The following is a 26860-nucleotide window of genomic DNA, read 5'->3' as shown; positions in this document are numbered from 1 at the left end:
GCGGTGGTGACCGTTGATCTGAAGGCCGCCGCCGAAGCCTGGCTGAGCGAGGACCCCGACCCCGACACACGCGCCGAGCTGCAGGCGCTGCTCGACTCCGGGGACACCACAGAGCTGGCCGACCGGTTCGCCGGCACCCTCGAGTTCGGTACGGCGGGTCTGCGCGGCGCCGTCGGCGCCGGATCGAACCGGATGAACCGCGTCGTCGTGATCCGGGCCGCCGCCGGACTCGCGGCGTACCTGAAGTCGAAGGGCCTGACCAGCGGCCCGGTCCTGATCGGGTACGACGCGCGGCACAAGTCGGACATCTTCGCCCAGGACACCGCGGCCGTGATCCGCGGCGCCGGCCTGGACGCCGTACTGCTGGACCGGCCGACCCCGACACCGGTCGTCGCCTTCGGGATCAGGCATCTGCACGCGGTCGCGGGCGTGGTCGTGACCGCGTCGCACAACCCGCCGCAGGACAACGGGTACAAGGTCTACCTGGGCGACGGCTCGCAGATCGTGCCGCCCGCCGACGCCGAGATCGCGGCCGCCATCGCCGCCGTCGGCCCGTTGGCCGAGGTGCCCCGCGGTGACGACTGGCAGACCACCGGCGACGACCTGCTGAACGCCTACCTGGACCGCATCGCGCGTCTGGTGCCCGCGGATGCGCCGCGGGAGCTGAAGGTCGCCTACACGCCGCTGCACGGCGTCGGACGGGCCCTGGTCGAGGCCGCGGTCGCGCGGGCCGGGTTCGCCATACCACAGGTGGTGGCGTCCCAGGCCGACCCGGACCCCGACTTCCCGACCGTCTCGTTCCCGAACCCGGAGGAGCCGGGCGCGATCGACGCGGCGCTGGAGCTGGCGCGGTCGATGGGCGCCGACATCGCGGTGGCGAACGACCCGGACGCGGATCGTTGCGCGGTCGCCGTCCCGGACACCGCGGCTGACGGCGGCTGGCGGATGCTCCGCGGCGACGAGCTCGGGGCGCTGCTCGGCGAGTTCCTGCTCGCGCCCGGGCCGAACGGGGTCGCCGCCTGCTCGATCGTGTCGTCGTCGCTGCTCGGCAAGATCGCCGCATCGTACGGCGTCCGGTACGTCGAGACGCTGACCGGGTTCAAGTGGATCGGGCGGGTGCCGGAGCTGGTGTTCGGCTACGAGGAGGCGCTCGGGTACTGCGTGGATCCGGAGGCCGTGAAGGACAAGGACGGCGTGTCGACGCTGGTCCGGGTGCTGCAGCTGGCCGCGCAGGCGAAGGCCGCGGGACGCACGCTGCTCGACCTGCTGGACGATCTCGCGGTCAAGCACGGCCTGCACGCGACCGACCAGCTGTCCGTACGGGTCGACGACCTGTCGCTGATCGCTCAGGCAATGGAGCGGCTTCGCGCCACACCGCCCGCGACCCTGGGCGATTACACCGTCGAGCGGATCGACGACCTCAGCCAGGGATCCGAATCGCTGCCCCCGACGGACGGCCTGCGCTACACGCTCTCCGACGGGGCCCGGGTGGTGGTGCGGCCGTCCGGCACGGAGCCGAAGCTGAAGTGCTACCTGGAAGTGGTCGTGCCGGTCAGCACGGATGCCGCCGATGCTCGGCGCCGGGCAGGCGAGAACCTGTCCGGCATCAAGCAAACCTTGTCGACCGCGTTGGGTCTGTAGCCGGGAGCACCTGGCGGGTGGCTCCCTGGCTCAGCGGGCTGCTGCCGCGGCTTCGGCCTGCTCGGCGTGCAGAGAGCTCTGCAGCGACGAGTGCAGGATGCGGAGCGTGCTGGTGGACTGCATCAGCGCGTCCCGCTCGTCCGGGTTGCGGTTGGCGAGGGCGGTGATCTCGTTGATGCTGGCCTCGATCCGGGCGATCCGGTCGGCGACCGAACCCTCCTGGCTGCTGGCCTTGCGGATCGCGTCGGACGTGACCGTCCAGACGTCTTCCTTGTCGTTGGTCCGCCGTGACATGTCCACCATCTGGCTCAGCGCCGCCAGGTCGTGGTCGACCTGGGTGCGCTCCACCGATGCGGTGATGCCGGTCGTCGCCTGCCGCAGCCGGGTGACGTGACCGGACAGCTCCGACCAGGTGGAACGACCGCTCTTGATCTTGTCCAGCACCTTGGCGTACTCGGTGTTGAACTCGTCGTAGTTCACTGTCCTTGACTCCTGCCGTTCGAGGCTCGACTCAGAAACTCTAGGGCGTCCGCACCCGAAACAAGTAACCACACGATCGCAGATCGTGCGGGTGTCGCCAAAACGCAACAGCCGCCCGGTACGCCAACGCGTACCGGGCGGCTGAGTTACGTGTTACGAGACTTCAGTCCGCGCCTGAGGTCAGGCGACGTACGCGGAGCTCGCGTTGAAGGTGTTGCAGTTGCCCGCGACGGTGTAGCTGTGGCGCGCGTTGAAGCCGGCGGTCACCCAGAACGCGTGGTTCTTGATCGCACCGTGGTCCCGCACGCCGCCCGGCTGGTCGCCGCTGTTGCTGATCACCCAGTTGTACTGGGTCATGAAGCCACCGCTGAACGGGTAGTTGCGCTTGTTCGCGCCGTCCACGGCACCGCCCAGGCAGGACGCCTGCAGCTCACGACGACGGCTCTCCTCGAGCTGCGCGGCGTAGGTGCTGAAGGCGTTCTGACGCGCCCAGGACGCGTTCAGGATGCCGGTGAGCCACTGGACGTGGTGACCGTACTCGTGCGACAGCGTGAAGGTCGCGTACGCCCGCGCCATCGTCGGGCTCTGCTTCCAGTAGTTGATGATCACGTACGCCGGGATGTAGATGTACCCGTGGTCGACACCGCAGAAGAACGCGGTACCACCGGTGACCACGCCACACTTCGAGTTGACCGCGCTCGAGTTGTGGACGACCAGCTTCGGCGCCACCTTGTACGCCGCGCCGGCCTGCTTCAGCGGCAGGGCCCACGAGCCGTAGAGGCACTTGTACAGGTTGTTCTCGTACGCGACGACGCCCGCGAACGTGCGCAGCGAGACGTTGAGCTCGTGGCACTTCGACGTCGGGATCGCGCCCGTCTTGTACAGCTTGTTGTAACGCACGACGTTCGTCAGCGACGACTTCGTGGTGAGAGCGTCTCCAGCGGGCGGCGGGCCGGCGACCAGGCCGGTGCCGATCTGAATCGGCTTCGGCGTCTCCGCGGCCTGCGCGGTGGCAGTCTTCGCCGTGCTGGAGGTCTGCGCAGCCTGGGCGTTCGGCAGTGCCAGGGCGGCGAAGCCGGCCAGGGCACCGACCGCGGCCACGCCACGCAGGGTGATACGGGAGAGGTTGACCATGAGCTCCACTCTCGATGTGTCTAGGGACCTGTCGGACTTATCCTGAGGTGCACAGGGGTTCACCCGAGGACGAACACGGGCTCTGACGCGGCGATTCACGCCACAGTTCCCCTCACAGCCCCACTTTTCCGCCCAGGAATCGCAACTGGTCAGGGAGCATACGCCGCCAGTAACCAGCACCCTGCGCCCCGGCCTGCTGCCCGCGATCGGCCAGCAGGGAAAGGAACTCCTGGCGAGTGGGCAGGCTCAGCGGGACAGGGCGGCCACGATGGCGACCACAACTAAGACACCGATGGTGATCAGCTCGGGTTTGGCCCAGGTGGTTACGACGTCGCCTTGGGATTGTTCGGAGTACTGGCCCTGGAGGGTCTCGATCCGGTTGACGACGAAGTCTGCCTTGGAGAGCGAGTTGTCGGCCGCCAGTTTGCGGCCGCCGACGCGCTGCTTGCGGAGGTCGCGCATGATCAACTGGACGCCGGGGGCCCGGAACCGGGTCGCCTCGGTGTGCACCCGGAGGATGTCGGTCACGTCGACGCCGGTCACCTTGGACCACGGGATCAGGTGGTCGCGCAGGTGGTTACGCAGCAGTAGATGCTCGGGGCTGAGCGTCACCGACGGCCGCATCAGGCCGGCGTACGCCAGCACCATGAAGATCGCGATGACACTGCCGACCAGCAGCCCGGTGGCGGTCCGCCACTCCAGGACCACGTCGACCAGGCCGAGAACCCCGATCACCAGCACGATGGCCCCGGTGATCCGGTTCGACGCGGACAGGTACTGCTCGCTCTCGGGCGACTTCGACTTCACCCGGACAAAGTAACTGGCTGTCCCGAACAGCACTAGACTGCCACAGGTGACCACACTCGACAGCGGCGTCGACAGCTTGGCCGACGTGACCTCGTCCGAGGACCGGCTCCGCCGGTTCCTGCTCGGGCTGCCGGGCGTCGACCAGGTCGGCGCCGAGGCCCGGGCCGCCACCCTGAGCACCCGGTCGATCAAGACCACCGCCAAGTCCTACGCACTCGACCTGGCGATCTCGATGATCGACCTGACCACGCTGGAGGGCCAGGACACCCCCGGCAAGGTGCGGGCCCTGTGCGCGAAGGCGAAACGGCCCGACCCGGCCGACCCGACCGCTCCCCAGGTCGCCGCCGTCTGTGTGTACCCGGACCTCGTCGCCACCGCCAAGCACGAGCTGAAGGGCTCCGGCATCAACGTCGCGAGTGTCGCGACCGCCTTCCCCAGCGGGCGTTCCAGCCTCGCGATCAAGATCCAGGACACCAAGGACGCGGTCGCGTCCGGCGCCGACGAGGTCGACATGGTGATCGACCGCGGCGCCTTCCTGTCCGGGCGCTACGGCCTGGTTTTCGACGAGATCGCAGCGATCCGCGAGGCCGCCGGAGACGCGCACCTGAAGGTGATCCTGGAGACCGGCGAGCTGGTCACCTACGACAACGTACGTCGTGCGTCCTGGCTGGCGATGCTGGCCGGCGCGGACTTCATCAAGACCTCCACCGGCAAGGTGTCCCCGGCCGCGACGCTGCCGGTCACGCTGGTGATGCTCGAGGCGGTCCGTGACTACCACGAGGCCACCGGTCTCCACATCGGCGTCAAGCCGGCCGGCGGGATCCGGACCGCGAAGGACGCGATCAAGTACCTGGTCACGGTCAACGAGACCGCCGGACCGGACTGGCTGGACCCGGAGCTGTTCCGGTTCGGGGCCTCCAGCCTGCTGAACGACCTGCTGATGCAACGCACCAAGCTGGCCACCGGGTACTACCCAGGCCCCGACTACTTCACCTTGGACTGACAGGCATGAGCAGATTCGAGTACGCACCGGCCCCCGAGTCGCGGGCGATCGTCGACATCAAATCGTCGTACGGGCTCTTCATCAACGGGCAGTTCACCGACGCAGGAGACGGCAAGCCGTTCAAGACCGTCTCGCCGGCGTCGGAGGAGGTGCTCGCCGAGGTCAGCGAGGCCGGACCGGCCGACGTGGACAAGGCCGTTCGGGCCGCCCGCAAGGCGTTCGACAAGGTCTGGGGCCCGATGGCAGGCCGCGACCGGGCGAAGTACCTGTTCCGGATCGCGCGGCTGATCCAGGAGCGCGCGCGTGAGCTGGCGGTGCTGGAGTCGCTCGACAACGGCAAGCCGATCCGCGAGTCCCGCGACGTCGACATCCCGTTGGTGGCGGCGCACTTCTTCTACTACGCGGGCTGGGCCGACAAGCTCGAGTACGCCGGTGTCGGCGACGACCCGCAGCCGTGGGGTGTCGCGGGCCAGGTGATCCCGTGGAACTTCCCGATGCTGATGCTGGCGTGGAAGATCGCGCCGGCGCTGGCGGCAGGCAACACCGTCGTGCTGAAGCCGGCCGAGACGACGCCGCTGACCGCGCTCGCGTTCGCGGAGATCTGCCAGCAGGCGGATCTGCCGCCCGGCGTGGTGAACATCGTCACCGGCGCCGGACGGACGGGTCAGGCGCTGGTCGAGCACCCGGACGTGAACAAGGTCGCCTTCACCGGGTCGACCGCCGTCGGCCGCGCGATCGCCAAGTCGGTCGCCGGCACGGACAAGGCGGTCACACTCGAGCTCGGCGGCAAGGCGGCGAACATCGTCTTCGAGGACGCGCCGATCGACCAGACCATCGAGGGCATCGTCAACGGCATCTTCTTCAACCAGGGCCACGTCTGCTGCGCGGGTTCGCGGCTCCTGGTCCAGGAGAGCGTGTACGACGAGGTGCTGGCGCGACTGAAGCGCCGGATGGCCACGCTGCGCGTCGGCGACCCGCTGGACAAGAACACCGACATCGGCGCGATCAACTCGGCGGCCCAGCTGGCGAAGATCCGCGAGCTGTCGCAGATCGGCGAGGACGAAGGCGCCGAGCGCTGGTCGCCCGAGTGCGAGCTGCCGGCGAACGGCTTCTGGTTCCCGCCGACCGTCTTCACCGGCGTCTCCCAGGCGCACCGGATCGCCCGCGAGGAGATCTTCGGCCCGGTCCTGTCCGTGCTGACCTTCCGTACCCCGGCCGAGGCGGTCGAGAAGGCCAACAACACCCCGTTCGGACTGTCCGCGGGGATCTGGACCGACAAGGGCTCCCGGATCCTCTGGATGGCGAACCAGCTGCGCGCCGGCGTGGTCTGGGCGAACACGTTCAACCGCTTCGACCCGACCTCGCCGTTCGGCGGGTACAAGGAGTCGGGCTACGGCCGCGAAGGCGGTCGCCACGGTCTGGAGGCCTACCTTGCCCACTGACACGCAACGGCTCGAAGTGCGCAAGACCTACAAGCTCTACGTCGGCGGCGCCTTCCCACGCAGCGAATCCGGACGGTCGTACGTCGTCAACAGTGCCAAGGGCAAGTTTCTCGCGAACGCGTCGCAGGCCTCCCGCAAGGACGCCCGGGACGCCGTCGTCGCGGCCCGCAAGGCGTTCAACGGCTGGCACGCGCGGACGGCGTACAACCGGGGTCAGGTGCTGTACCGGATCGCCGAGGTGATGGAGGGCCGGCACCAGCAGTTCAGCCTGGAGGTCTCGCAGTCCGAGGGGCTGTCGATCAGCAAGGCCCGCGCGGTCGTGGACACGTCGATCGACCGTTGGGTCTGGTACGCCGGGTGGGCCGACAAGCTCGCGCAGGTGGTCGGCTCCAGCAACCCCGTCGCCGGTCCGTACTTCGACTTCTCGTTGCCCGAGGCAACCGGTGTGGTCGCGGTGCTCGCGCCGCAGGACTCCAGCCTGCTCGGCCTGACCAGTGTGATCGCGCCCGCGATCGTCTCCGGCAACACGGTCGTCGCCGTCTCGTCGTTCGAGCGGCCGCTGCCGGCCATCACGCTGGGCGAGGTGATGGCGACCTCCGACGTGCCGGGTGGCGTGGTCAACATCCTGACCGGGTCGGCGTCCGAGGTCGGCCCGTGGCTGGCCTCGCACATGGACGTCAACGCGATCGACCTGTGCGGGATCCCGTCGGAGGACGAGGCCCGCGACCTGGAGATCGCCGCGGCCGACAACCTCAAGCGGGTCCGCCGTCCCGCCGAGGAGGACTGGTCCGCGGACCAGGGGCTGTCGCGCCTCACGCAGTACCTCGAACTGAAGACCGTCTGGCACCCGATCGGAGTCTGATCAGTGCTGAAGCCAGGTGACCGGGTCGCGATCGTTTCACCGTCCCGGGGACTGCCGGAGATCTTTCCGGGTCCGTACGAGCTGGGGCTACGCCGGCTGCGCGACGACTTCGGGCTGGAACCGGTCGAGTATCCGACGACCCGCAAGCTGGGGACCACGCCGGCGGAACGCGCCGCCGACCTGCACGCGGCCTGGTCCGACCCGTCGATCCGCGCGGTGATCGCGACGATCGGCGGCGAGGACCAGATCACCGTGCTGAAGCATCTGGACCCGGACGTCTTCCGCGCGAACCCGAAGCCGTACTTCGGGTACAGCGACAACACGAACCTGCTCAACTTCCTGCACACACTGGGTTTGCCGGCCTTCCACGGCGGCAGCGTGATGGTGCAGTTCGGCCGTGGCGGCGCGATGCACCCGGACACCGAGCGGTCGTTGCGGGCGGCGCTGTTCACCGGCGGCGAGTTCGAGCTGACGCCGGCCAAGGAGTGGACCGACGTCGATCACGACTGGAACGTCGCGGAGAACCTCGAGACCGAGCCGCCGCTGTTCCCTGGCACCGGCTGGACCTGGAGCGGTACGCAAACGGTCAGCGGGAGGCTCTGGGGCGGCTGCATCGAGATCCTCGACTGGCAACTGTCCGCCGACCGCTGGATGCTCCCGACCGAGTCGTACGGCGGGGTGTTCTTCGGCGAGACCAGCGAGGAGATGCCGACGTCGGAGGACGTCTACCGGATCCTCCGGAACCTCGGCGAACGCGGCCTGCTCGAACGCTTCGATGCTGTTCTGTGGGGCCGGCCCAAGTCCTCGTCGCTGTTGCAGGAGCTGACTCCGGAAGAGTCCGTCGCCTACGTCACCGGGCAGTACCTCGCGGTCGACCGGGCGCTCGCGGAGTACAACCCGACCGCCGTCGTCGTGAAGGGCCTGGACATCGGGCACACCGACCCACAACTGATCCTCCCGTACGGCGGCCAGGTCCGGATCGACCCGGCCGCGGAACGGATCACGGTCGTCTACTGAACGCTTCTGCGTTTGGTGTTTGGGGGACTGTAGTTCGTCTCCGGCTGGTGTGGACACGGAGTCATGTGGATCGCTCGGGCGGCTCGTTCGATCGGGGACTGAGACAGTCTGCGGTGGGCGGGGACACATTGTGGGGTCTGGACACATGTTATTTCAGGTCCCCGAACCCCATTTCCTGTCTCCAGCCCCCTTTTCTGTCTCGCCAGGCGTCCTCTCCGTCGAGTCGTGGATTTGGGCTGCATCTGCGGACCGGGATTCACGACTCGACGGGAGGGGGTGTCGCCTTCTCGCACGACTCGGCGAGGGAGAGGGGGTTAGCGGATGGAGGTTGTCGTGAGGGCCGGGTTCGGGTCGGGGTAGCAGGCGACCGGGGCGGTGGTGGTGAGGAATTTCCACTTGATCTTGGCTTGGAGGGTCAGGCCGGGGTCGTCGTAGCTGGTGCCTTTGAGTTTGGTTTCGATGGCTGTGCCTGCGCGGCCGGATTTCAGGCGGACGCTGAGGGCCGGCAGTTGGAAGCTTGCGCCGCCGGGGATCGGACCGGCGACTTGGACGAGTACCGTGCTTCCGTCCAACTGGACGGACGGGGTCGAGTTGAGGCCTGAGCCGCCCGACAGTTTCGCGCTGACGTACGACGTGTTCGCGGGGACCGGGATGCGGAGGGCGAGGTCGCGGACCTCTTGGAGCCTGAAGCCCTTGACCTCACTCGGCAGCGTCCCCGGCTGAAGATCAACGGCCAGGGTGAAGCGGGTGTTCGGCCGGACGGTTGCCGGCGCGGTTGCATTCACGGCTTGGCGCAGGGAAAGGGTGTGCTGGCCGAACTTCGTGTTCGCTCGGCACGCATAGCTGGCGACCGGCTGGGCATTCGCAGGCGTGAGCAAGGCAAGTGTCACCACGAGACTGCAAAAAGTAGTCACTTGACTACTCTAAGGAGTTATCGCCCGAACAGGAACCATCCGCCGACGCCGGCTGCCGCGAAGACGAGCGGCAAGGCCAGCAGGAACCACATCCGCGTCCGGCGACGTCGCCGTACCGGTGGGTCCGTCGCGACCGTGGTGTCCAGGTCGTCGTCGGTGATCGCGGTCCGCTCCTCGGCGCGCAGCGGGGCCTCCTGCTCCAGCCGGTACGCCTCTGCCTCGAGCCGGTCGGCCAGCGAGTCCGCGCGCTCCCAGCGGTCCGCGACGCGGTACGCCAGGGCCCGCCCGAAGATGTCGTCGAGCTGCCCGACCGAGTCGTGCAGCACCGAGCGCAGGCTCGGCGGCGGCAGGTCTGGGTCCCGGTTGAGGACGTCGCCGATCGAGCTCGCGACGTACGGCGGATGCCCGGTGATCAACGCGTACGTCACCGCACCGACCGCGTAGATGTCTGCGCGCTCGTCGAACCCACCGTCACCGCGGCCCTGCTCCGGCGCCATGTACGACGGTGTGCCGACGGCCTGCGTGAGTCCGGACGCCTCCGCGGCCCGTTTCGCCAGGCCCAGGTCGGCGAGCACGATCCGATGCGTGCCGCCACCGGACTCGTCTCCTGGTCGCAGCAACAGGTTCGCCGGGGTGACGTCGCGGTGCACGACGCCCTCGCTGTGCAGCGCCGCCACCGCCCGCGCGAGATCCGCGCCCCACCACAGCGCGTCCACGGAGTCCAGCGGACCTTGCCGCAGTACGTCGCCCAGTGTGCCGCCGCCGACGTAGTCCATCACGAAGTACGGACGGCCGTCGTCGAGCTTGCCCACGTCGAAGACCCGGACGACCCGGTCGCTGGCGATCCGGCGCATCAGCCGTGCCTCGGACAGGAAGCGTTCGCGCACGTCGGCGCGCGACGCCCAGTTGTCCGCGAGGACCTTGACGGCGACGTCGACATCCAGGTCGTCGTCGTACCCCCGCCAGACGGTCGCGAACGCGCCTGCGCCGATTTTGTCCTGCAACCGGTACCGCCCGATGACATCCATCCCGGCTATTGTCGACCACAAGTGAGCTCAACCGTGACTGGGGGACGATGAACGAGGAGCTGGAGGAGCTGGCGGCCCGCGCAGCCGGGGGTGACCAGACGGTGCTTCCACGTCTCCTGCAGGCGATCCGGCCGCAGGTGCAACGGCGGGTGGCGAAGTTCCTGCCGTACCGCGAGGACGCCGAGGAGGCGGTCCAGGACACCCTGCTCCAGGTCGCCAACAAGGTGCACACCTTCAAGGGCACCGGCAGCTTCGCGGGCTGGGTGACGATCGTCGCCACCAACCAGGCCCGCCAGACCTACCGGACGCTGAAGCGCCGCTCCGTCGAGCAGTCCGCCGAGGTGCTGCCGGAGTCGGTCGACCCGCGCACCACGTCAGTGATCGCCGGTTCCCGCCTCGATCTGCTGGAGGCCCTCGAGGCGCTCGAGTCCAGCCACCCGCAGCTGGTCCAGCCGCTCGTGCTCCGCGACCTCGGCGCGCTCTCGTACGCCGAGATCGCCGACGAGCTCGACGTACCGCTCGGGACCGTCAAGGCCCGGATCCACCAGGCCCGGAAGGCCGTCGCGGAACGTCTGACCGTCCGCTAGCCCTCAGCCGAACGTACGGCGGACCGTCACGGCCCGGCGGAGGTCGTCGAGGAAGTTGGCGGTCTGCCGGCGGATGCCCGAGACCACGCTCTCGTCCGCGATCAGCGCCTCGGCCGGGGCGATCAGCTCCGCGTCGATCGCGTACCGCGGGGCGATCCGGGTGGCGGTCAGGCCGACAACCATGCCGGCCCGGATCTCCGCGGTCCGCGGGATGTCGGTGAAGAACCGCTGGACGTACGGCGCCGTGAGGGCGGTCTGGGACGGGTGCCAGAAGCCCTCCGCGGTGGCGAGGAGTTCTTGGACGCCGATCGACGGGTCGGTCATGATCCGGGCCCAGGCGGCTTCCTTGCCGTCGGGCAGGGCGGCGCGGCAGCGGGCCGCTTGCGTCACTCCTTCGGTGGACTTGTCCCGGGCCAGCTCGGCGTCGATCTCGGCCGCGCCGAACGCGCCGAGACGGACGAGCTGCAGGACGAGCGACCACCGCAGGTCCGCGTCGACGACCAGACCGTCCGGAGCGCCGCCGTTGTCGAGCCAGGAGGTCAGCAGCGCGGCATCGTCGGTGGTCGCGACGAACGTCCGAGCGGTGATCAGCTGCAGACTGCTTCCCGGGGCTGTGGTCGCGAGTTTGTTGCCGAGCGCATCGGCGACCGGCGCGCGGTACTGGTCGTAGTCCAGGTACCGGCCGAGCACGCGCCCCTCGAGCCACTGCGCCAGCGAGCCGACAGCGATGTCGCTGTCCTCGTGCGGGAGTGCGGCGACGAACAGGTCGACCGCCTGCCGCGGGTCCAGCTCGGCGTCGGCAACCGCGTCCCGGATCGAGTTCCAGATCACCGCGCGAGTGGTGCCGTCGGCAATCGCGGGCAGGACCGCCGGCAGGTTGGCCAGGCTGACCGCATCCAGCCGGATCTTCGCCCAGGTGTCATCAGCAGCATCCGCCACGATCACATCGTTGCCCAGCGCAACCTCGACGGAGTCCTCGGCGAGCACGACGTCCGTCGACGTGGCTGATCCGTCGGCCGCGTAGGCGCCGACGCTCAACTTGTGCAGGCGGCGCGAGTCGTCGGGACTCTTGCGGTGGAGGACGATTCCTTCGCCGGTCCGCTCGACCGTGATCGTGTCCAGCCCAGATGTCCGCAGCCACTGCTCCGACCACGTGTCCAGGTCCCGCGCGCCGGCCTCGGTCAGCTTCTCGATGAACTCGTGCAGGTCCGCGTTCCCGTATTCGTGCGCCTCCAGATGCGCGTTGACCCCCTTGAGGAACACTTCGTCCCCGAGGTACTTCGCCAGCTGCTTGAGCACCGCGGCGCCCTTCGCATACGAGATCCCGTCGAAGTCGTCGAGGGACTGCCGCGCGTCCTTCAGGCTGTCCGGGGCGACCGGGTGCGTCGAGCTGCTCTGGTCGGTCTGCAGCCCCCACCACTTGCGCACGAACGCGAAGTCGGTCCAGTTGCCCCCGTAGCTGGTCGCCTCCTCGGACACGCGGTGCGCCATGTACTCGGCGAACGACTCGTTCAGCCACATGTCGTTCCACCACTTCATGGTGACCAGGTCGCCGAACCACATGTGCGCCATCTCGTGCACGACGATCCGGGCGCGGGTACTGCGCTCCGCCTCGGTCGCCTGCCCGCGGAACACCAGGCTGTCGGCGAACGTCACGCAGCCCGGGTTCTCCATCGCGCCGAGGTTGAAGTCCGGCACGAACACCTGCCAGTACTCGCCGAACGGGTACCGCTGCCGGAAGAGCCGGTGGTACTCGTCGAGTGCCTCGCGGGTGGTCCGGAACAGGTCCTCGGCGTCCCGGTCCAGGTGCTCCTTCAGCGATTGCCGGCAGGCGAGCCCGAGCGGGATCCCGTCGTACTCGCTGCGGATCTGGTGGTACGGGCCGGCGACGAGCGTGACGAAGTACGTCGACAGCGGCTTGGTCTCGGCGAGTGTCCACTCCCCCGGCGCGATCCGGGTGGCAGCGCCGTTGCCGAGGACAACCCAATCCTCGGGGCATTTGACCGTCATCGTGTACGGCGCCTTGAGGTCGGGCTGGTCGAAGCACGGGAAGTACCGCGGGGCGGACTCCAGGGACGACATGCCGTACGTGTAGGCGCGCCCGTCGGCGGCGTCGATGGATCGCACCAGACCCTCGCCGTCGGCGGAGTACTTCAGCTCGGCGGTCACGACGAGCTCGTTCTCGGCCGTCAGCCCGGTGAGCGGGAAGCGACCGCCGTCGAGCGCGCCGGGATCGAGCGCCTGCCCGTTGAGCTCGACACTGACGAGTCGCTCGGGCTTCACGTCCACCCAACTGGTGGTGCTCGCGGCCCCGAAGCGGATCCGGCTGGTCGTGACGAAGGTGTCCCCCGAGCCGGTGAGGTCGAAGGCGACCTCGTACGACCGCAGGGCCAGATCCGCCGCCCGTTGCCGGGCCTCTTCTACAGTCAGCGCGCGCATGAACAGCACGCTATCCCGGCGGGGTGCGAGCGGTGGCCGCGGCCAGGTTGGCCACTGCGCGAATCTCGTCGTTCGTCGTACTTGTGAGCACCGTCGCGATCAGCTCGGCATCCTGCGGCTCGGCCAGATTGGTCAGGACGTTCAAGGCGCTCACGTGGTCGAAGCCGGCCCGGATGTCCTCGCCCGCCTCGACCGGCGGCCGGGAGAGGATCTCGCGTGCGACCTGCCGGACCTCATCGGCCATCGGTTCGAGCGGATTGCCGCCACTCACCTGCGTGTACGCCGCGGCGACCTGGTACATGTTCAGCGCCCGGCACACCATGTCGATGTTCTGGCTGTGCAGCAACGCACCGAACGCCTGCAGGGGGATGCCGACCTCGTCCATACCCAGACGCTAGCTGAAGAACGCGAGCACCTTCTGGGCGGCATCGGGACCGGTCATCATCTCCGCAACCTCGGCGGACATCGTCGCGATCTTGGTGGTCCGCGCGAACATGGCCGGCTCGTACTGCTCGAGGGCGGCGTCCAGGTCGCCCGGATGCGCGGCGATCGCCTGCGCCAGCTCGGCGGCGTCGAGCATGGCCTGGTTCGCGCCCTCACCGTGCGACGGCATCAGGTGCGCGGCGTCCCCGAGCAGGGTGAGTCCCGACCGGCGTGGCCAGGTCATCCCGATCGGCAAGAGGTACGCCGGGCGCACGACGAACGGCTCGTCGCAGGCGGCCAGCAGGCGGCGGAACTGCGGCGCCCACCCGTGCGGAAGGTCGATCGCCTCCGTGGGGTCGATGTCGGGCGGAGCCTGGATCGAGATGCTGACGCTGATCACCCCGTTGCCATTGCGTTGCGCGCCCAGCATCCGGTCCGGTCCGAAGACCCAGTAGTTGCCGCGGCCAACCATCTCGGCCAGCTCGGGCTGGGTGCGATCGGCATCGTGGATCGTGCTCTGCACGACGGTCTTGCCGGAGTACGCCGGCTCGATGTCGGTGAGCAGCGGACGGACCCGGGAGTTGGCGCCGTCTGCACCGACGAGCAGATCGCAGGCCGCGGTGCTGCCGTCGGCGAAGTGCAGGACGCCGGCTTCTGCGTGGGTGAAGGCGCTGCCCCAGCGGACGGTCTCTGCCGGGAGGGACTGCAACAGGATGTCCCGCAGGTCGGCGCGGTCGATCTCCGGGCGCAACATCGGAGCGTCGTCCGGGGTGTCCTCCTGGAGCAGCAACGTGCCGGTGTGATCCAGCATGCGCAGGTCCTGACCTTCGCGGCGCGCGGCCGCGAGGAACTCCTGCTCCAGGCCGGCCAGGCTCAATGCGGCCTGACCGCTGTCGGTGTGCAGGTCGAGCATGCTGCCCTGGCTGCGGGCGTCGCCGGACGCATCCCGCTCGTACACGACGGAGTCGATGCCGTGGACGTGCAGGATCCGCGCGAGCGTCAGTCCGCCCGGTCCGCCGCCGATGATCGCGATCATGATGCCTCCCTCGATACAGTGTATTGATTTATACACTGTATCGAACGAAGCCGGTGTATTGTTTTGCCGGTGACAGACAGTCGGCTGGTCTGGGAGCGGCCGGAGCCGTCCGAACGGCAGCGGCCGAGTCCGCTCAGCCGGGAGCGCATCGTCCGGGCCGCGATCGACCTGGCCGACGCCGCCGGCTTGGACGCGGTGTCACTGCGCAAGGTCGCCGGCGCGCTCGACGCCGGCCCGATGCGCCTCTACCGGTACGTCGACACCAAGGACGAGCTGCTCGAGCTGATGGTCGACACCGTGTACGGCGAGATCCCGGCGCCGGCCGGCGCGACCTGGGGCGACGTACTGCGATCCATCGCGACCGGCATCCGCGAGGCTGCCTTGCGGCACGAATGGTTCGCCGATCTGCACGGCGGCCGGCCGCGCTTCGGGCCGGCCGCGCTCGCCCACACAGAGGCGTCCCTGACCGCGCTGCGAGCCACCGGTCTCGACCTCGGCACGATGTCGAGCGCGCTCGACGCGTTGAGCGTCTACCTGGTCGGCGCCGTCCGCAAGGAGGTGACCGAGCGACGGGCCGAACGCACATCCGGCCTCGACAGGCATCAATGGCAGCACGCGACCGCGCCGTACATCCAGCGGATGTTTGCTACTGGCAACTACCCGGCGCTGCAGGAATGGGTGCACGACGCACCCCACCGGACCGCCGCCGAGATCTTCGACCTCGGCCTGAGCTACCTGATCGACGGCATCCAGAGCCGGCAGCGAAGCTAGCGTCCCGCTGCCGCGTGCAGATGTGTTGCGAGCAGGTGGGCGGACTCGGGAGCGTTGGCGGCGTAGCAGAGCAGATGACTGCGGGTCGACCACGCGTCCTGCAGCGGGCAGATGTCCAGCGCGACGATCGCGTCGACAGCCCGGCGCGGCACGATCGCCAGACCGGCACCGGCGGTCGCGAGCGTGATCAGGGTGTGCAGGGTCGGCACGACGGTGCGGTAGCGCGGCGCCGGGGCGTGCGGGCCGAGGCGTTCGTCCATCCATTGCGTGAGCGGTGAGTTGCGGTCGAGACCGACCAGGGGATGTTCGGCAACCTCGGCGTACGCGATCGAGGTGCGGCCGGCGAGGGTGCCGCCGGCCTGGCCGATCACGACGAGGGAGTCGTCGGCGAGCGGCTCGGTCCGCAGTGAGGTCGGTTCGTCGTCGAGGATCACGCCGAGGTCGGCCTCCCCGGCGGCGAGCAGGCGGACACTCCGGACGGTACGACGCTCGCTCACGGTGACGTCGTACTCCGGGTGGTCGCGGAGGAACGTCGCCAGTGCGACCGGGACGAGCTGGTGCATCGCGGAACCACCGGCGACCAGACGGATCGGAACTGTGCTGGAGACGGCGTACGACGCGACCGCGCTGTCCAACCTGGTCGTCTGGGCGAGCACCTCGCGGGCGTGCCGTGCGAGCGTGGCGCCGGCGGGAGTCAGGCGGACACCGCGGCGCTCGCGGATCAGGAGCGGTACACCGGCCTGCGCTTCGAGGGCCCTGACCCGCGCACTGGCCGAAGGCAGACTGAGGTGCATCACCCGCGCGCCGCCGGTGATCGAGCCTTCTGCCGCGACATTCGTGAACAGCCGGAGATCGTCGAGGTCGTACCGCATGAGCCCAGCCTACGTCTCAGGCTAAGTCTGGCTACGGGGATTGCGCATTGTGAACCGAGGGACCCAGCGTTGATCCTCGAAGGGTGCTGCTGATTCTTCTGGCCGGTGTCGCGGCCGGCATGCCGCCGGTCACCGCGAACGCGACCACGACCGTCGCCCTGCTGCCCGGCAACGCGACCAGTGCGTGGGTCTACCGGCGGGAGATCGAGGGCTTCGCCCATCCGTCGCGCGCTCGGCTCACGCTCGCCGGCGTCTGCGGCGGCGCGATCGGCGCCGGCCTGCTGCTGTTGTTGCCGTCGGCATCTTTTGACGCCGCGGTGCCGTGGTTCCTGGCGTTCGCCACCGCGATCGCGATGACCGCTGTCTTCTTCGTGCGGGCGTTCGGATGAACCGCGCCCACCTGGCTATGGCCTACCAGGCATGCGAAGTCGCCGATCTGGCGACCGCCGCAGTCGCGCTCGACGACCCGGCCGAGGCGCTCGAGCAGGCTGCCCGCGTGCTCGCAGCAGCACAGCAGCTGGTCGCCGCCGCGGACCGTCTCGTCGACCGCACAGTCCCGACGGATCCCCTGCAACTGTTCGCCTACCAGCATCCCGAGGAGGCGTCGGCAGACATCAGCGACTGGCTCCGCCGCCACCGAGGTCACGACCGCGCGGAATGCCCTGACGCTGACGCTCGCGCTCACGGTTGAGGTAGAGCCCGGTGGCCGTCGACACGCTCGTCAGCAGCCAGACAGCCACCCCGGCATCGTCGGTGACACCAATCACCGGCAGCAGGTCGGGCAGGATGTCGATCGGCGAGATCAGGTAGACCAGCGCCAGGACCCAGATGAACGGCCTGTTCTTCGGCAGGTCGGCGTACGTGCCCTGACGAACATCCCGGAGCAGTCGCGGCAGCGCGCGGGCGCGCTGGAACACGTCCCCGACCGGCACCGGTTCGCCGGCCGCGATCTTGCGCCGGCGGACGCGACGCCGCCGTACGACACCGAACGCGCCGACTGCCACGCCCAGCACGAGCAGCCCGCCCCCGACCGCCACGGCAGGCATCCCGGCCACGTCCCCGTCCCGGAAGATCAGGGTCAACAGCCCGATCAGCCCGAGAAACCCACCGAAGTACACCATCCACCAACTGTAGGGGTCGAAAGGCCGCCGAAAGAGCAGACCGGCGGTTCACGCTCCCCCGGCTAACTTGGTTGCGTGCGATGACTGGTGGTAGAGGACCTGCTCGGGTCGGCGCGCCGGCCGCTTGGGTCAGCGGTTGTAGGGCTGGGACAGGAGCGGGCGGGTGTTGGTGAGGACCTGCTCGTAGTTGGCGCGGACCTCGGTGGCGTCGAGGGTGATCGCCTGCTCGGGCTTGCCGAGCGGGACCTGCCAGGTTGGCGGGGTGTCGGCGCCGGACAGGGCCCAGGCTGCTTGGCGGGCCGCGCCCAGGGCGACGTACTCGGCCGGCTCGGGCAGGACGACTTCGGCGCCCAGCAGAGCCGGCGCCAAGGCTTGTACGGCGCGGGAGCGGGCGCCGCCACCCAGGAGCAGGACGCGGTGGACAGGGAGGCCCTGCGTGCGGAGGGCGTCGACGGCGTCGGCGAGGCCGCAGAGGAGGCCCTCGACCGCCGCGCGGGCCATCGTCGCGGGCTGCATGGTCGCGCGGGTGAGGCCGTAGATCAGGCCGGTGGAGTGCGGGAGGTCCGGCGTACGCTCGCCGTCGAGGAACGGGAGCAGGACCAGGCCGTCGCTGCCGGGTGAGGTGATCGCCGCCTCGTCGAAGGCGGCCAGGTCGAGGCCGAGCATCTGCGCGGTCGCGGACATCACGCGGGCGGCGTTCAGGGTGCAGACGAGCGGGAGGTACTCACCGGTGGCGTCGGCGAAACCGGCGACCAGGCCGGTCGGGTCCGCGGTCGGGTGAGCCGAGCGCGCGAACGCAGTACCGCTGGTCCCGAGCGAGACGGCAACGTCGCCAGGCCGCAGGTCGAGCCCGAGCGCAGCGGCCGCATTGTCCCCCGTGCCGGCCGCGATCGCCGCACCGAAGGCGGTCTGCCCGACGACCTCAGCCGGTCCCGCGACGCGCGGCAGAGCAAGCTGCCGCCCGAACGCAAGCTCGACCAGGTCAGTCCGGTAGCTGTTCGTCGCCGCCGACCACCACCCGGTCCCGGACGCGTCGCCCCGATCAGTGGTAATCCCCTCGACGCCCTGCCGGTCAGCAGCCAGCTTGTGCGTCATCCAGTCATGCGGCAACACGACGGCTGTCGCACGAGAGGCAGCCTCCTTCTCGCGTACCCAGCGCAGCTTGGTGACAGTGAAGGATGGGACCGGGACCGAGCCGATCGCTTCGGCCCAGGCTTCTGGGCCGCCGAGCTCGGCGACGAGCTCTTCGGTCGCGTCGGCTGAGCTGGTGTCGTTCCAGAGGACGGCGGGGTGGACCACCTCGCCGGAATCGTCCAGCAGGACCAAGCCGTGCTGCTGGCCGCCGACCGCGATCGCCTGGACGCCGTCGAGCAGGCCGTCGGACGCGATCTCCCACGCCTTCCACCACTCACCCGGATCCACCTGGGTGGCGTCCGGGTGCGGCGCGCGGCCCTCGCGGACCACCGCTCCGGTCTCGGCGTCGCACACCAGAACCTTGGTCGCCTGGGTGGAGCAGTCCACCCCGGCAACCAGCCTCAGCTCAGTCATGGCTCCGACGCTACAGGGCTTCGAGAGTGGCGCGCGCTCCGATCTCGTGGAGCGACGTCAAAGCGGCCTTGTACTGCGTGACGAACCGCTCGTCCGACGCGAGATCACCGAACAGATCCGGATCCGAGATGAACACCAGCGGATCCTCCCGGTTGTGCCGCGCGCGCTCGACCAGCTTGTCGCGCAACCGGTCGACGACCTCGATCGACCCGCCCTGCTCGTCCGTCCCCTCGGCGTACCGCGCCCACGAGGCCACCACCAGCACCGAACGTTTGATCTCGCGATCTGCCGCCAACTGCTCGCGCACCACCGGCAGCAGCCACTTCGGGATCCGGTCCGAACTCTCCGCGCACAGGCGCGCCAGCGTGTCCCGCACCTCCGGGTTCGCGAACCGCTCGATCAGCTGGTGCCGGTACCGATCCAGATCGACCCCGGGCACCGGCGGCAACGTCGGCGTACCTTCGTTGTCCATGTAGCCGAGCAGGAAGTCCACGAACAAGTTGTCCTCACACACCTCGTGCGCGTACCGGTAGCCGGCCAGGTAGCCGAGGTAGCAGAGCGCCTGATGGGAGGCGTTGAGCAGCCGCAGCTTCATCAGCTCGTACGGCTCGACGTCCTCGACGATCTGGACGCCGACATCCTGGTACGGCGGCCTGCCGTCGCCGAAATCGTCCTCGAGCACCCACTGCGTGAACGGCTCGCACACCACCGGCCAGCCGTCCTCGATCCCGCACCGCTCCGCCAGCGCCTCCCGGTCCGCATCCGTCGTCACCGGCGTGATCCGGTCGACCATGCAGTTCGGGAACCGCACCTCGGTCTCGAGGAAGTCGGCGATGTCCGGATCTTTCAGCCGCGCGAACGACGACAGCATCTTCCGCGCCACGTGCCCGTTGCCCGGGATGTTGTCGCACGACATCACGGTGAACGGCGGTAGGCCGGCCGCCCGCCGCCGCGCCAGCGCCTCGACGATGAACCCAAACGCGCTCCCCGGCGTCGCGCCCGGCTCCAGGTCGGCGGCCAGCGAAGGATCGGAGGCGTGCAGCTCCCCGGTCACCTGGTTCACGTGGTACCCGCCCTCGGTGATCGTCAGCGACACGATCCGTGTCGCCGGGTCCACCATCCGGTCGAGCACGGCGTTCGGGTCGTCGGGCGCGAACAGGTACCCGACGATCGACCCGATCACCCGCGGCTCCAGCGTGCCGTCCGGGTGCTTGATCACCAACGTGTACAGGCCGTCCTGCGCGGCCATCACGTCGGCCATCCGCCGGTCCTGCGGGAGCACGCCGACGCCGACGATCCCCCAGTCCAGGGCCTTCCGGTCGTTCATCAATCGGTCCAGGTACATGGCCTGATGTGCCCGGTGGAATCCGCCGACGCCGAAGTGCACGATGCCGGGCGTCACCGCCGTACGGTCGTACGACGGCACCCCGATCTCATGGCCCAGGGCATCAAGAGCAGCGGTGGACAGTTTCACTTGACCGCCCCCAGCGACAGCCCCTGGACGAGCTTGTCCTGTGCGGCGAACCCGGCGATCAGCACCGGCAGCGACACCACGATCGACGCGGCACAGACTTTGGCGAGGAACAATCCTTGACTGGTCACGAACCCAGTCAAGAACACCGGAGCCGTCTGCGCCACTGTGCCGGTCAGCACTCGGGCGAACAGCAGCTCGTTCCAGCTGAAGATGAAGCAGATCAGCGCGGCCGACGCGATACCGGGTGTGACGACCGGTGCGACCACGGACCGGAGCGTTCTGGTCAGTGACGCGCCGTCGACCGACGCGGCCTCGAGGATCTCGACCGGCACCTCGGACAGGAAGCTGCGCAGCATCCAGACCGCGATCGGCAGGTTCATCGAGGTGTAGAGGATGATCAGCAGCCAGATGTTGTCCAGGAACCCGACCGACTGCGCGAACAGGTAGATCGGCAGCAGGCCGGCCACCACCGGCAGCATCTTGGTGGACAGGAAGAAGAACAGCACGTCGGTCCACTTCTTCACCGGCCGGATCGACAGCGCGTACGCCGCCGGGAACGCGAGCAGGATGACCAGCGCGGTGGACAGGATGCTCGCGGTCAGCGAGTTCGCGATCGAGGGCCAGGGTCCGGTGTCGAAGAACGACCGGTAGCCGTCGAGGGTGAGCGGCGCCGCGATGTCCGGCGGGTTCTTGGCCGCGTTCTCCTCGGAGTGGAACGAGGTCAGCAGCATCCACAGCACCGGCAGCACGAACAGGATGCCGACGATCCACGCGACCCCGCTCAGGACGAACCCACCACCGCGATTCTTCCGCCCGGTGACAATCGTGACCTGCCCGCTCATTTGCCGCTCTCCTCTCGGAACAACGTGGACACCGACCGCAGCGCGAAGGTCGCGATGGCGATCGTGCCGATCACCACGATCACGCCGGCCGCGGAGGCCCGTCCGTAGTCGTGGGCGGTGTAGAAGGTCTGATAGATCGTGTACGGCAGGTTCGCCGTCCCGAGACCGCCGGACGTGATCGTGAAGACCGCGTCGAAGTTCTGTACGACGTAGATCGAGCCGAGCAGCGCGGACAGCTCGAGGTACTGGCGCAGGTGCGGGAGCGTCATGTAGCGGAAGATCTCCCACTGGTTCGCGCCGTCGATCCCGGCCGCCTCGATCACGTCGAGCGGACGGCTCTGCAGGCCGGCCAGCAGGATCAGCATCATGAACGGCGTCCACTGCCAGACCAGCGCGAAGATGATCGACCACAACGGCTGGTTGCTGATCCAGTCGGGTTGCGGCGCGTTGTCACCGAAGATCCACTTCAGCACACCGTTGAACAGGCCGTACGTCGGGTTGTACAGCGCGTGCTTCCAGAGCAGGGCCGCGGCGACGGGCACGATCAGGAACGGCGTGATCATCATCGTCCGGACCGCGCCCCGGCCGCGGAACTTGCGGTCGAGCAGCATCGCGATCAGCAACCCGAGCACCAGGCTGATCAGGACGACGCCCGCGGTGAGCAGGATCGTCACCCAGATCGCGTGCCGGGTGTTCGCATCCGTCAGCACCCGGCGGAAGTTGCTGAAGCCGGCGAAGCCACGCTCGTCGGGGTAGTACGCGTTCCAGTCCATGAAGGACACGATGATCGTGACCACGAACGGCAGCTGGGTCACGATGATCATGAAGACCAGCGCCGGCAGCAACGGCCCGCGCCGGGCCCAGTCACCGGCCTTCCGCATGACCGTTCCCTCAGGTGGCGGCGCTTTCCGCCGCGGCTTGGTGCCGGTCTCAGGCTTCGCGTCGACGGACATGACCCACTCCCCTCACTTCGCCTGTCGCGAGCGGTACCGCTCGGCGACGTCGTCGGCGAGCACCTGCCCGCGTTTCAAGGCCTTGTCGACGCTCATCCGCCCGGCGATCGCCGAGCTCACGTCCTGACTGACCTGGGTCCCGAGGTCCGGGAACTCCGGGATGTCGACGAACTGGATCCCCGGCGCCGGCCGCGGCTGGACGCCCGGGTTGTTCGGGTCCGCGTTCTCGATCGCCGACTTGGTCGGCTCCGCGAAGGCGGTCGCCTCCTTGACGTAGTCCGGGATCTCGTACGTCGACGCGCGCTTGCCGGCCGGAACGTTGGACCAGCCAACCTTCTCGCCGACGAGCTTCTCGTAGTCCTTGCCGGAGGCCCAGGAGATGAACTTCCAGGCCGCGTCCTTCTTCTTCGAGGCTTCCTGGATGCCCCAGGCCCACGCGTACAGCCAGCCGGAGCTGTCGGTCTTGACGACCGGCGCCGGCGCGTAGCCCATCTTGCCCTTGACCGGCGAGTTCGGCGCCTCGAGCGATCCGGCCGCCGACGTCGCGTCGTACCACATCGCGACGTTGCTCTGGATGGTGTTGTTCAGGCACTCGGTGAAGCCGGCCTGCGGTGCGCCCGCCTCGCCGTGGGCGCGGACCAGATCGACGTAGAACTTGGTCGCCTCGGTGAACGCCGGCGAGTCGACCTGGGCCTGCCAGTCCTGCGTGAACCAGGTGCCGCCGAAGGTGTTCACCACCGTCGTGAGCGGAGCGAACACCTGACCCCAGCCGGGCTGGCCGCGCAGACAGATGCCACGCATCCCCGGTTGCGCGTTGTCGACCTTGGCCGCGATGTCCGCGACCTCCTGCCAGGTCGGCTTGGCGGGCATCGTGATGCCCTTGGAGGCCAGGATGTCCTTGCGGTACATCAGGAACGACGACTCGCCGTAGAACGGTTCGCCGTAGATCTTGCCGTCGTCCGCGGTCATCGACTGGGTCATCGGCTTGAGGATGTCGTCCTGGTCGAACGACGGGTCCTTGGCGATGTAGTCCGACAGCGGCGCGATCCACTTGCTCCTGGCGTAGATCGGGATCTCGAAGTTGCTCACCGACGCCACGTCGTACTGACCGGCCTGGCTGGAGAACTCCTGGCTGATCTTGTCCCGGACGTCGTTCTCCGGCAGCACGGTGAAGTTCACGTGGATGCCGGTCTGCTTGGTGAAGTTGTCCGCGGTGAGTTTCTGCAGATCGACCATCTGCGGGTTGTTCACCATCAGCACGTTGATGCTGTCGGCGCTGTCGCCGCCACCGGCGCCACCACCCCAGCCGGCGCAGCCGCTGACCGCACCCAGCACGAGTGCGATCCCGACCGCCGTAAGCCTTCGTCCGGGCACTAGCCGCTCCTCATCCCACACCCCCGCCGAGCGAAGCGAGGCGGGGCTTTTGGCTGTTGCTTTTGTCTTGTGCTTTCAGGGGTGTGCTCATTTGAGCACGGGTCCGCTCACAGCATGAGTGAACCGGGAAGGCACTTGACCTGTCAAGGGTCTGTGCAACACTTGGGTCCGTTGGTGCTCATATGAGCGGGGAGGCTGTTCATGGAGACCGTCGGGCCGGCACAGTTGGTGCTCACCGCGTCGATCGCACGGCGGTACTACGTCGACGGGCGATCGAAGGTGGAGATCGCGGACGAGTTCCGGCTGAGCCGGTTCAAAGTCGCGCGGTTGCTCGATCAAGCGCGCAGCAGTGGGCTGGTGCGGATCGAGATCAGCCACCCGGGCGCCATCGACCTCGACCTGTCCTCGCGGCTGCAGGAGTCGCTCGGGCTGCGGCGCGCGATCGTCGTCGACACCCCCGAGGTCGACGAGCCCGCCCTGCGGACCCAGCTCGGCAAGGCGGCCGCCGATCTGCTGTCGGAGATCGTCACGCCTGAAGACGTGCTCGGCCTCGCGTGGGCCCGTGCGGTGACCGCGATGACCGAGCAGCTGACCGCACTCGCGCCGGTGCCGGTCGTCCAGCTCACCGGTGCGCTCACCCGGCCGGACGTCGAGGCGAACTCGGTGGAGCTCGTCCGCCACACGGCGCGGTTGTCCGGCGGACCGGCGTACCTGTTCTATGCGCCGCTCGTCGTGCCGGATGCGGCCACCGCGCGGGCGTTGCGGCAGCAGCCCGAGGTGGCGGAGGCGATCAGCCACTTCGACTCGGTGACCAAGGCCGTGGTCGGGCTCGGGTCGTGGGCGGCCGGGCAGTCGACGCTGTACGACGCGATGGACGAGAAGGCCTGCGAACAGCTCGAGAAACGCGGTGTGGTCGCGGATATCTCCGGGGTGTTCGTGGACGCGGACGGCCAGCCGGTGCAGAGCCGCGTCACCGACCGGGTGATCGCGATCAACGCCGAGCAGATGGACAAGATCGACGAGGTGATCGCGATTCCGTACGGCCTGGCGAAGGTCGCCGCGGTGCGCGCCGCCGTACGCAGTGGACTGGTCAACGGGATCGTTACCCACGCACCCCTGGCGAAGGCCCTGCTGAACGAGACACACTGACCCGCGATGCCTGCTGAGGTTGAGACCCAGTTGCTCGGCGGTACTGCGAACCGTGGGTTGGTCGTGCGGGTCGGGGACACCGTCCGGAGACCGTTGCGCGCCAGCAGTACGGCGACGCATGCGCTGCTGCAGCATCTGGAGAGCGCCGGGTTCAAGGGCGCGCCGACGTTCCTGGGGATCGACTCGCACGGGCGGGAGGTGTTGTCGTACCTCTCCGGCGAGACGGTGACGACGCCGTACCCGGACTGGTCGATGACGGACGAGGCGCTGGACAGCGTCGCGCAGCTGCTGCGGGCGTACCACGAGGCGGTGGCGGACTTCCGGCCCGCCGGTCTGGAGTGGGCCGAGCCGGTGCCGGCCGCGTACGTCACCGGACTGATCAGCCACAACGATCCGAACCTGGACAACGTCGTGTTCCGGGACGGCGTCGCGGTCGCGCTGATCGACTTCGACCTCGCCGGCCCTGGTTCACCGCTCTGGGACGTCGCCACGGCGGTCCGCTTGTGGGCCCCGCTACGCCCCGACGCGGACATTCACGACGTACGCCGAGGTCGCTCCCTGGCCCGCCTGCGCCGCTTCGCCGACGCCTACGGCCTGACGGACGCCGACCGCCTCCGCCTGGTCGACGCGGCCGCCGACAACCACGTCTGGTGCATGGACTACGTCCGCCGCGGCGCCGAAACCGGCCACCCCTGGTTCCACCAACGCTGGACCACCGGCGAATCCGAACTCACCAACCGCACCAACACCTGGTTCACCCAACAGGCCGCGTCACTCCACCAGGCTCTCCTGGACTGAGCTCCCGCTCGGCCTCCTGGACACCCTCGTAGTACTTGCCCTGCAGCCGCCTGACCCACGGCGGGATGAACGCCGCCAGCAGATTCGGGAACGGCGGGACCCCGTCCTGGTCGGTGAGCAGCGACAGCACGAAGGCCGTCGCGACCAGACCGATCACCACGATCCAGCCACGCCGGCAGATCCACGGCCCACGATCGGCGATCAACCCTCGCCGCGTCGCCGCGCCGACCCCGAACAGGACGCCGGTCAGCCCCACCACGGCTGCGGTTGCTACCTGGAACCACCGTTCGGCTCCCGCGTACGGGCCGAACCCGCGGAGGGTCAGCACGCCGGACACGAGCCACCCCACCGCGATCAGGGCGTAGCAGGCGGCACCCAGCTTCATTTTCGGCACACCTGGATATCGCAGGTGCGGATTGGCTGTTACTGCAGGAAGTGGCAGAGAATGTGGCGGTGGGTTCACGGGTGGTGTTGCTGGCTGGGCCGTCGGGGGCTGGGAAGTCGCGGCTGGCGGAGCAGGTCGGGTTGCCAGTGGTGCGGCTGGACGACTTCTACCGCGACGGGGACGACGAGGCGATGCCGCGCTCCCCGCTCGGCATCGTCGACTGGGACGACCCGCGGTCCTGGGACGGCGACCGCGCGGTCGCGGCCCTCGAACAGCTGTGCACGACGGGTGCCGCGGACCTCCCGATCTACGACATCGCCGCCGACGGCACCGTCGGTCACCGTCCGGTCACCACCGAGGGTTCGACACTGATCGTTGCTGAGGGCATCTTCGCGGATCAGATCGCCGGCGCGCTCCGCGACCGTGGCCTGCTCGCCGCCGCGATCTGCGTCTACCACCACCGGCTCGTCACGTTCTTCCGCCGCTTCCAGCGGGATCTGCGCGAGCACCGCAAACCCCCGCTGACCCTGCTCAGGCGCGGACTGCTCCTGCTCCGCGACGATCCCCAGGTCGTCCGCCGCTGCGTCGAAGCCGGCTGCGAACCCCTGCACCCGAAGGCCGCCCGCCACCGGATCGAGACGCTTCTCACGCCGTCCACGTCCTCGTAGGACAAGACTGTTCGCCTGGAGTTCACCATCTTCTGATGGCATCGGCCTCGGAACTGTCGGATGCGCTCGGGGGCGAGTAGCCGGACGGAGAG

27 protein-coding genes are annotated in these 26860 nt (G+C 68.8%); 11 read left to right on the top strand and 16 right to left on the bottom strand.

The annotated features are described in order from the left end of the window. Positions 1-3: 3 nt before the first annotated feature. Entirely contained in the window at positions 4-1641 is a 1638-nt protein-coding gene (locus OHA18_RS21645; protein ID WP_329005995.1) for a phospho-sugar mutase, read from the top strand. 30 nt (positions 1642-1671) lie between these two features. Here OHA18_RS21645 and OHA18_RS21640 read toward each other — a convergent pair whose 3' ends face one another. The 3 genes from OHA18_RS21640 to OHA18_RS21630 all read right to left on the bottom strand — a co-directional run bounded on the left by OHA18_RS21640 (position 1672) and on the right by OHA18_RS21630 (position 4062). Continuing rightward, on the bottom strand, positions 1672-2121 hold the full coding sequence (locus tag OHA18_RS21640; protein WP_329005994.1) for a hypothetical protein: 450 nt from the start codon (positions 2119-2121) through the stop codon (positions 1672-1674). 180 nt (positions 2122-2301) lie between these two features. Continuing rightward, positions 2302-3255 carry a neutral zinc metallopeptidase gene (locus OHA18_RS21635; protein WP_329005993.1) on the bottom strand — a complete coding sequence of 318 codons (954 nt, stop codon included), beginning with the start codon at positions 3253-3255 and terminating at the stop codon, positions 2302-2304. A 246-nt stretch (positions 3256-3501) separates the two neighbouring features. Further along, complete coding sequence (locus OHA18_RS21630; protein WP_329005992.1) at positions 3502-4062, bottom strand: PH domain-containing protein; 561 nt, start codon at positions 4060-4062, stop codon at positions 3502-3504. Between the two features lie 46 nt (positions 4063-4108). Between OHA18_RS21630 and deoC the strand changes: the two genes are divergently transcribed. The 4 genes from deoC to OHA18_RS21610 are packed head-to-tail and all read left to right on the top strand — an operon-like array spanning position 4109 to position 8386. Next, on the top strand, positions 4109-5065 hold the full coding sequence (gene deoC / locus OHA18_RS21625; protein WP_329005991.1) for a deoxyribose-phosphate aldolase: 957 nt from the start codon (positions 4109-4111) through the stop codon (positions 5063-5065). Positions 5066-5070: 5 nt separating this feature from the next. Next, entirely contained in the window at positions 5071-6507 is a 1437-nt protein-coding gene (locus tag OHA18_RS21620; protein ID WP_329005990.1) for an aldehyde dehydrogenase family protein, read from the top strand. Beyond that, positions 6497-7369: an aldehyde dehydrogenase family protein gene (locus OHA18_RS21615; protein ID WP_329005989.1), complete on the top strand. Its 873-nt coding sequence runs from the start codon at positions 6497-6499 to the stop codon at positions 7367-7369. Before OHA18_RS21620 ends, OHA18_RS21615 begins: the two co-directional genes overlap by 11 nt. A gap of 3 nt (positions 7370-7372) precedes the next feature. Next, entirely contained in the window at positions 7373-8386 is a 1014-nt protein-coding gene (locus tag OHA18_RS21610) for a S66 family peptidase (protein ID WP_329005988.1), read from the top strand. A 314-nt stretch (positions 8387-8700) separates the two neighbouring features. On the opposite strand, the gene OHA18_RS21605 is transcribed toward OHA18_RS21610, so the two are convergent. Together OHA18_RS21605 and OHA18_RS21600 are read right to left on the bottom strand one after the other, a co-directional pair. Continuing rightward, complete coding sequence (locus OHA18_RS21605) at positions 8701-9300, bottom strand: hypothetical protein (protein WP_329005987.1); 600 nt, start codon at positions 9298-9300, stop codon at positions 8701-8703. Positions 9301-9317: 17 nt separating this feature from the next. Continuing rightward, a complete protein-coding gene (locus tag OHA18_RS21600; RefSeq protein WP_329005986.1) occupies positions 9318-10328 on the bottom strand; it encodes a serine/threonine-protein kinase in 1011 nt (336 codons plus the stop codon). 47 nt (positions 10329-10375) lie between these two features. Between OHA18_RS21600 and OHA18_RS21595 the strand changes: the two genes are divergently transcribed. After that, entirely contained in the window at positions 10376-10915 is a 540-nt protein-coding gene (locus tag OHA18_RS21595) for an RNA polymerase sigma factor (RefSeq protein WP_329005985.1), read from the top strand. Positions 10916-10918: 3 nt separating this feature from the next. On the opposite strand, the gene pepN is transcribed toward OHA18_RS21595, so the two are convergent. From pepN to OHA18_RS21580, 3 genes are read right to left on the bottom strand one after another with little or no spacing between them, the layout of a single operon-like run. Next, positions 10919-13354: an aminopeptidase N gene (pepN, locus tag OHA18_RS21590; protein ID WP_329005984.1), complete on the bottom strand. Its 2436-nt coding sequence runs from the start codon at positions 13352-13354 to the stop codon at positions 10919-10921. A gap of 10 nt (positions 13355-13364) precedes the next feature. Continuing rightward, positions 13365-13739, bottom strand: a complete 375-nt coding sequence (locus OHA18_RS21585) for a hypothetical protein (protein ID WP_329005983.1) — start codon at positions 13737-13739, stop codon at positions 13365-13367. Between the two features lie 9 nt (positions 13740-13748). Next, positions 13749-14813, bottom strand: coding sequence for an FAD-dependent oxidoreductase (locus OHA18_RS21580; protein WP_329005982.1), 1065 nt, complete (start codon positions 14811-14813; stop codon positions 13749-13751). Between the two features lie 69 nt (positions 14814-14882). On the opposite strand from OHA18_RS21580, the gene OHA18_RS21575 reads away from it, so the two are divergent. Continuing rightward, complete coding sequence (locus OHA18_RS21575) at positions 14883-15584, top strand: TetR/AcrR family transcriptional regulator (RefSeq protein ID WP_329005981.1); 702 nt, start codon at positions 14883-14885, stop codon at positions 15582-15584. Here OHA18_RS21575 and OHA18_RS21570 read toward each other — a convergent pair. Beyond that, positions 15581-16456, bottom strand: coding sequence for a LysR family transcriptional regulator (locus tag OHA18_RS21570; protein WP_329005980.1), 876 nt, complete (start codon positions 16454-16456; stop codon positions 15581-15583). The two genes, OHA18_RS21575 and OHA18_RS21570, sit on opposite strands and share 4 nt — an antisense overlap. 83 nt (positions 16457-16539) lie before the next feature. Between OHA18_RS21570 and OHA18_RS21565 the strand changes: the two genes are divergently transcribed. Further along, positions 16540-16845 (top strand): TSUP family transporter, encoded by a 306-nt coding sequence (locus tag OHA18_RS21565; RefSeq protein WP_329005979.1) that lies wholly within the window; start codon positions 16540-16542, stop codon positions 16843-16845. Between the two features lie 225 nt (positions 16846-17070). On the opposite strand, the gene OHA18_RS21560 is transcribed toward OHA18_RS21565, so the two are convergent. The 6 genes from OHA18_RS21560 to OHA18_RS21535 all read right to left on the bottom strand — a co-directional run bounded on the left by OHA18_RS21560 (position 17071) and on the right by OHA18_RS21535 (position 23768). Then, complete coding sequence (locus tag OHA18_RS21560) at positions 17071-17577, bottom strand: YkvA family protein (RefSeq protein WP_329005978.1); 507 nt, start codon at positions 17575-17577, stop codon at positions 17071-17073. A gap of 129 nt (positions 17578-17706) precedes the next feature. Further along, entirely contained in the window at positions 17707-19125 is a 1419-nt protein-coding gene (gene xylB / locus OHA18_RS21555; RefSeq protein ID WP_329005977.1) for a xylulokinase, read from the bottom strand. Between the two features lie 10 nt (positions 19126-19135). Next, complete coding sequence (locus OHA18_RS21550; RefSeq protein ID WP_329005976.1) at positions 19136-20599, bottom strand: mannitol dehydrogenase family protein; 1464 nt, start codon at positions 20597-20599, stop codon at positions 19136-19138. Next, positions 20596-21441 (bottom strand): carbohydrate ABC transporter permease, encoded by an 846-nt coding sequence (locus OHA18_RS21545; protein ID WP_329005975.1) that lies wholly within the window; start codon positions 21439-21441, stop codon positions 20596-20598. Before OHA18_RS21545 ends, OHA18_RS21550 begins: the two co-directional genes overlap by 4 nt. Further along, on the bottom strand, positions 21438-22394 hold the full coding sequence (locus tag OHA18_RS21540) for a carbohydrate ABC transporter permease (protein WP_329005974.1): 957 nt from the start codon (positions 22392-22394) through the stop codon (positions 21438-21440). The genes OHA18_RS21545 and OHA18_RS21540 overlap by 4 nt, the downstream gene beginning before the upstream one ends. 12 nt (positions 22395-22406) lie before the next feature. Then, entirely contained in the window at positions 22407-23768 is a 1362-nt protein-coding gene (locus tag OHA18_RS21535) for an ABC transporter substrate-binding protein (RefSeq protein ID WP_329005973.1), read from the bottom strand. Positions 23769-23969: 201 nt separating this feature from the next. Between OHA18_RS21535 and OHA18_RS21530 the strand changes: the two genes are divergently transcribed. Together OHA18_RS21530 and OHA18_RS21525 are read left to right on the top strand one after the other, a co-directional pair. After that, complete coding sequence (locus OHA18_RS21530; protein WP_329005972.1) at positions 23970-24917, top strand: sugar-binding transcriptional regulator; 948 nt, start codon at positions 23970-23972, stop codon at positions 24915-24917. Between the two features lie 6 nt (positions 24918-24923). Beyond that, positions 24924-25715, top strand: a complete 792-nt coding sequence (locus tag OHA18_RS21525; RefSeq protein WP_329005971.1) for a phosphotransferase — start codon at positions 24924-24926, stop codon at positions 25713-25715. Here OHA18_RS21525 and OHA18_RS21520 read toward each other — a convergent pair. Further along, positions 25672-26100: a hypothetical protein gene (locus OHA18_RS21520; protein WP_329005970.1), complete on the bottom strand. Its 429-nt coding sequence runs from the start codon at positions 26098-26100 to the stop codon at positions 25672-25674. The two genes, OHA18_RS21525 and OHA18_RS21520, sit on opposite strands and share 44 nt — an antisense overlap. 68 nt (positions 26101-26168) lie before the next feature. Here OHA18_RS21520 and OHA18_RS21515 point away from each other — a divergent pair, with 68 nt between their 5' ends. Beyond that, positions 26169-26768, top strand: coding sequence for a uridine kinase family protein (locus tag OHA18_RS21515; RefSeq protein WP_329005969.1), 600 nt, complete (start codon positions 26169-26171; stop codon positions 26766-26768). Positions 26769-26860 lie beyond the last annotated feature (92 nt).

It is taken from the genome of Kribbella sp. NBC_00709 (assembly GCF_036226565.1).
Taxonomy (GTDB): domain Bacteria; phylum Actinomycetota; class Actinomycetes; order Propionibacteriales; family Kribbellaceae; genus Kribbella.
The sequence above is the reverse complement of the archived record's forward strand: the minus strand, read 5'-3'. Positions and strand labels throughout refer to the sequence as shown.

What these genes read in the sequence shown, in the direction of transcription:
- OHA18_RS21635 (WP_329005993.1), bottom strand. Translation starts at nt 3,255, where the DNA reads ATGGTCAACCTCTCCCGTATCACCCTGCGTGGCGTGGCCGCGGTCGGT.
- OHA18_RS21620 (WP_329005990.1), top strand. Translation starts at nt 5,071, where the DNA reads ATGAGCAGATTCGAGTACGCACCGGCCCCCGAGTCGCGGGCGATCGTC.
- OHA18_RS21600 (WP_329005986.1), bottom strand. Translation starts at nt 10,328, where the DNA reads ATGGATGTCATCGGGCGGTACCGGTTGCAGGACAAAATCGGCGCAGGC.
- OHA18_RS21595 (WP_329005985.1), top strand. Translation starts at nt 10,376, where the DNA reads ATGAACGAGGAGCTGGAGGAGCTGGCGGCCCGCGCAGCCGGGGGTGAC.
- pepN (WP_329005984.1), bottom strand. Translation starts at nt 13,354, where the DNA reads ATGCGCGCGCTGACTGTAGAAGAGGCCCGGCAACGGGCGGCGGATCTG.
- OHA18_RS21585 (WP_329005983.1), bottom strand. Translation starts at nt 13,739, where the DNA reads ATGGACGAGGTCGGCATCCCCCTGCAGGCGTTCGGTGCGTTGCTGCAC.
- OHA18_RS21580 (WP_329005982.1), bottom strand. Translation starts at nt 14,813, where the DNA reads ATGATCGCGATCATCGGCGGCGGACCGGGCGGACTGACGCTCGCGCGG.
- OHA18_RS21570 (WP_329005980.1), bottom strand. Translation starts at nt 16,456, where the DNA reads ATGCGGTACGACCTCGACGATCTCCGGCTGTTCACGAATGTCGCGGCA.
- OHA18_RS21560 (WP_329005978.1), bottom strand. Translation starts at nt 17,577, where the DNA reads ATGGTGTACTTCGGTGGGTTTCTCGGGCTGATCGGGCTGTTGACCCTG.
- xylB (WP_329005977.1), bottom strand. Translation starts at nt 19,125, where the DNA reads ATGACTGAGCTGAGGCTGGTTGCCGGGGTGGACTGCTCCACCCAGGCG.
- OHA18_RS21545 (WP_329005975.1), bottom strand. Translation starts at nt 21,441, where the DNA reads ATGAGCGGGCAGGTCACGATTGTCACCGGGCGGAAGAATCGCGGTGGT.
- OHA18_RS21540 (WP_329005974.1), bottom strand. Translation starts at nt 22,394, where the DNA reads ATGTCCGTCGACGCGAAGCCTGAGACCGGCACCAAGCCGCGGCGGAAA.
- OHA18_RS21530 (WP_329005972.1), top strand. Translation starts at nt 23,970, where the DNA reads ATGGAGACCGTCGGGCCGGCACAGTTGGTGCTCACCGCGTCGATCGCA.
- OHA18_RS21525 (WP_329005971.1), top strand. Translation starts at nt 24,924, where the DNA reads ATGCCTGCTGAGGTTGAGACCCAGTTGCTCGGCGGTACTGCGAACCGT.
- OHA18_RS21520 (WP_329005970.1), bottom strand. Translation starts at nt 26,100, where the DNA reads ATGAAGCTGGGTGCCGCCTGCTACGCCCTGATCGCGGTGGGGTGGCTC.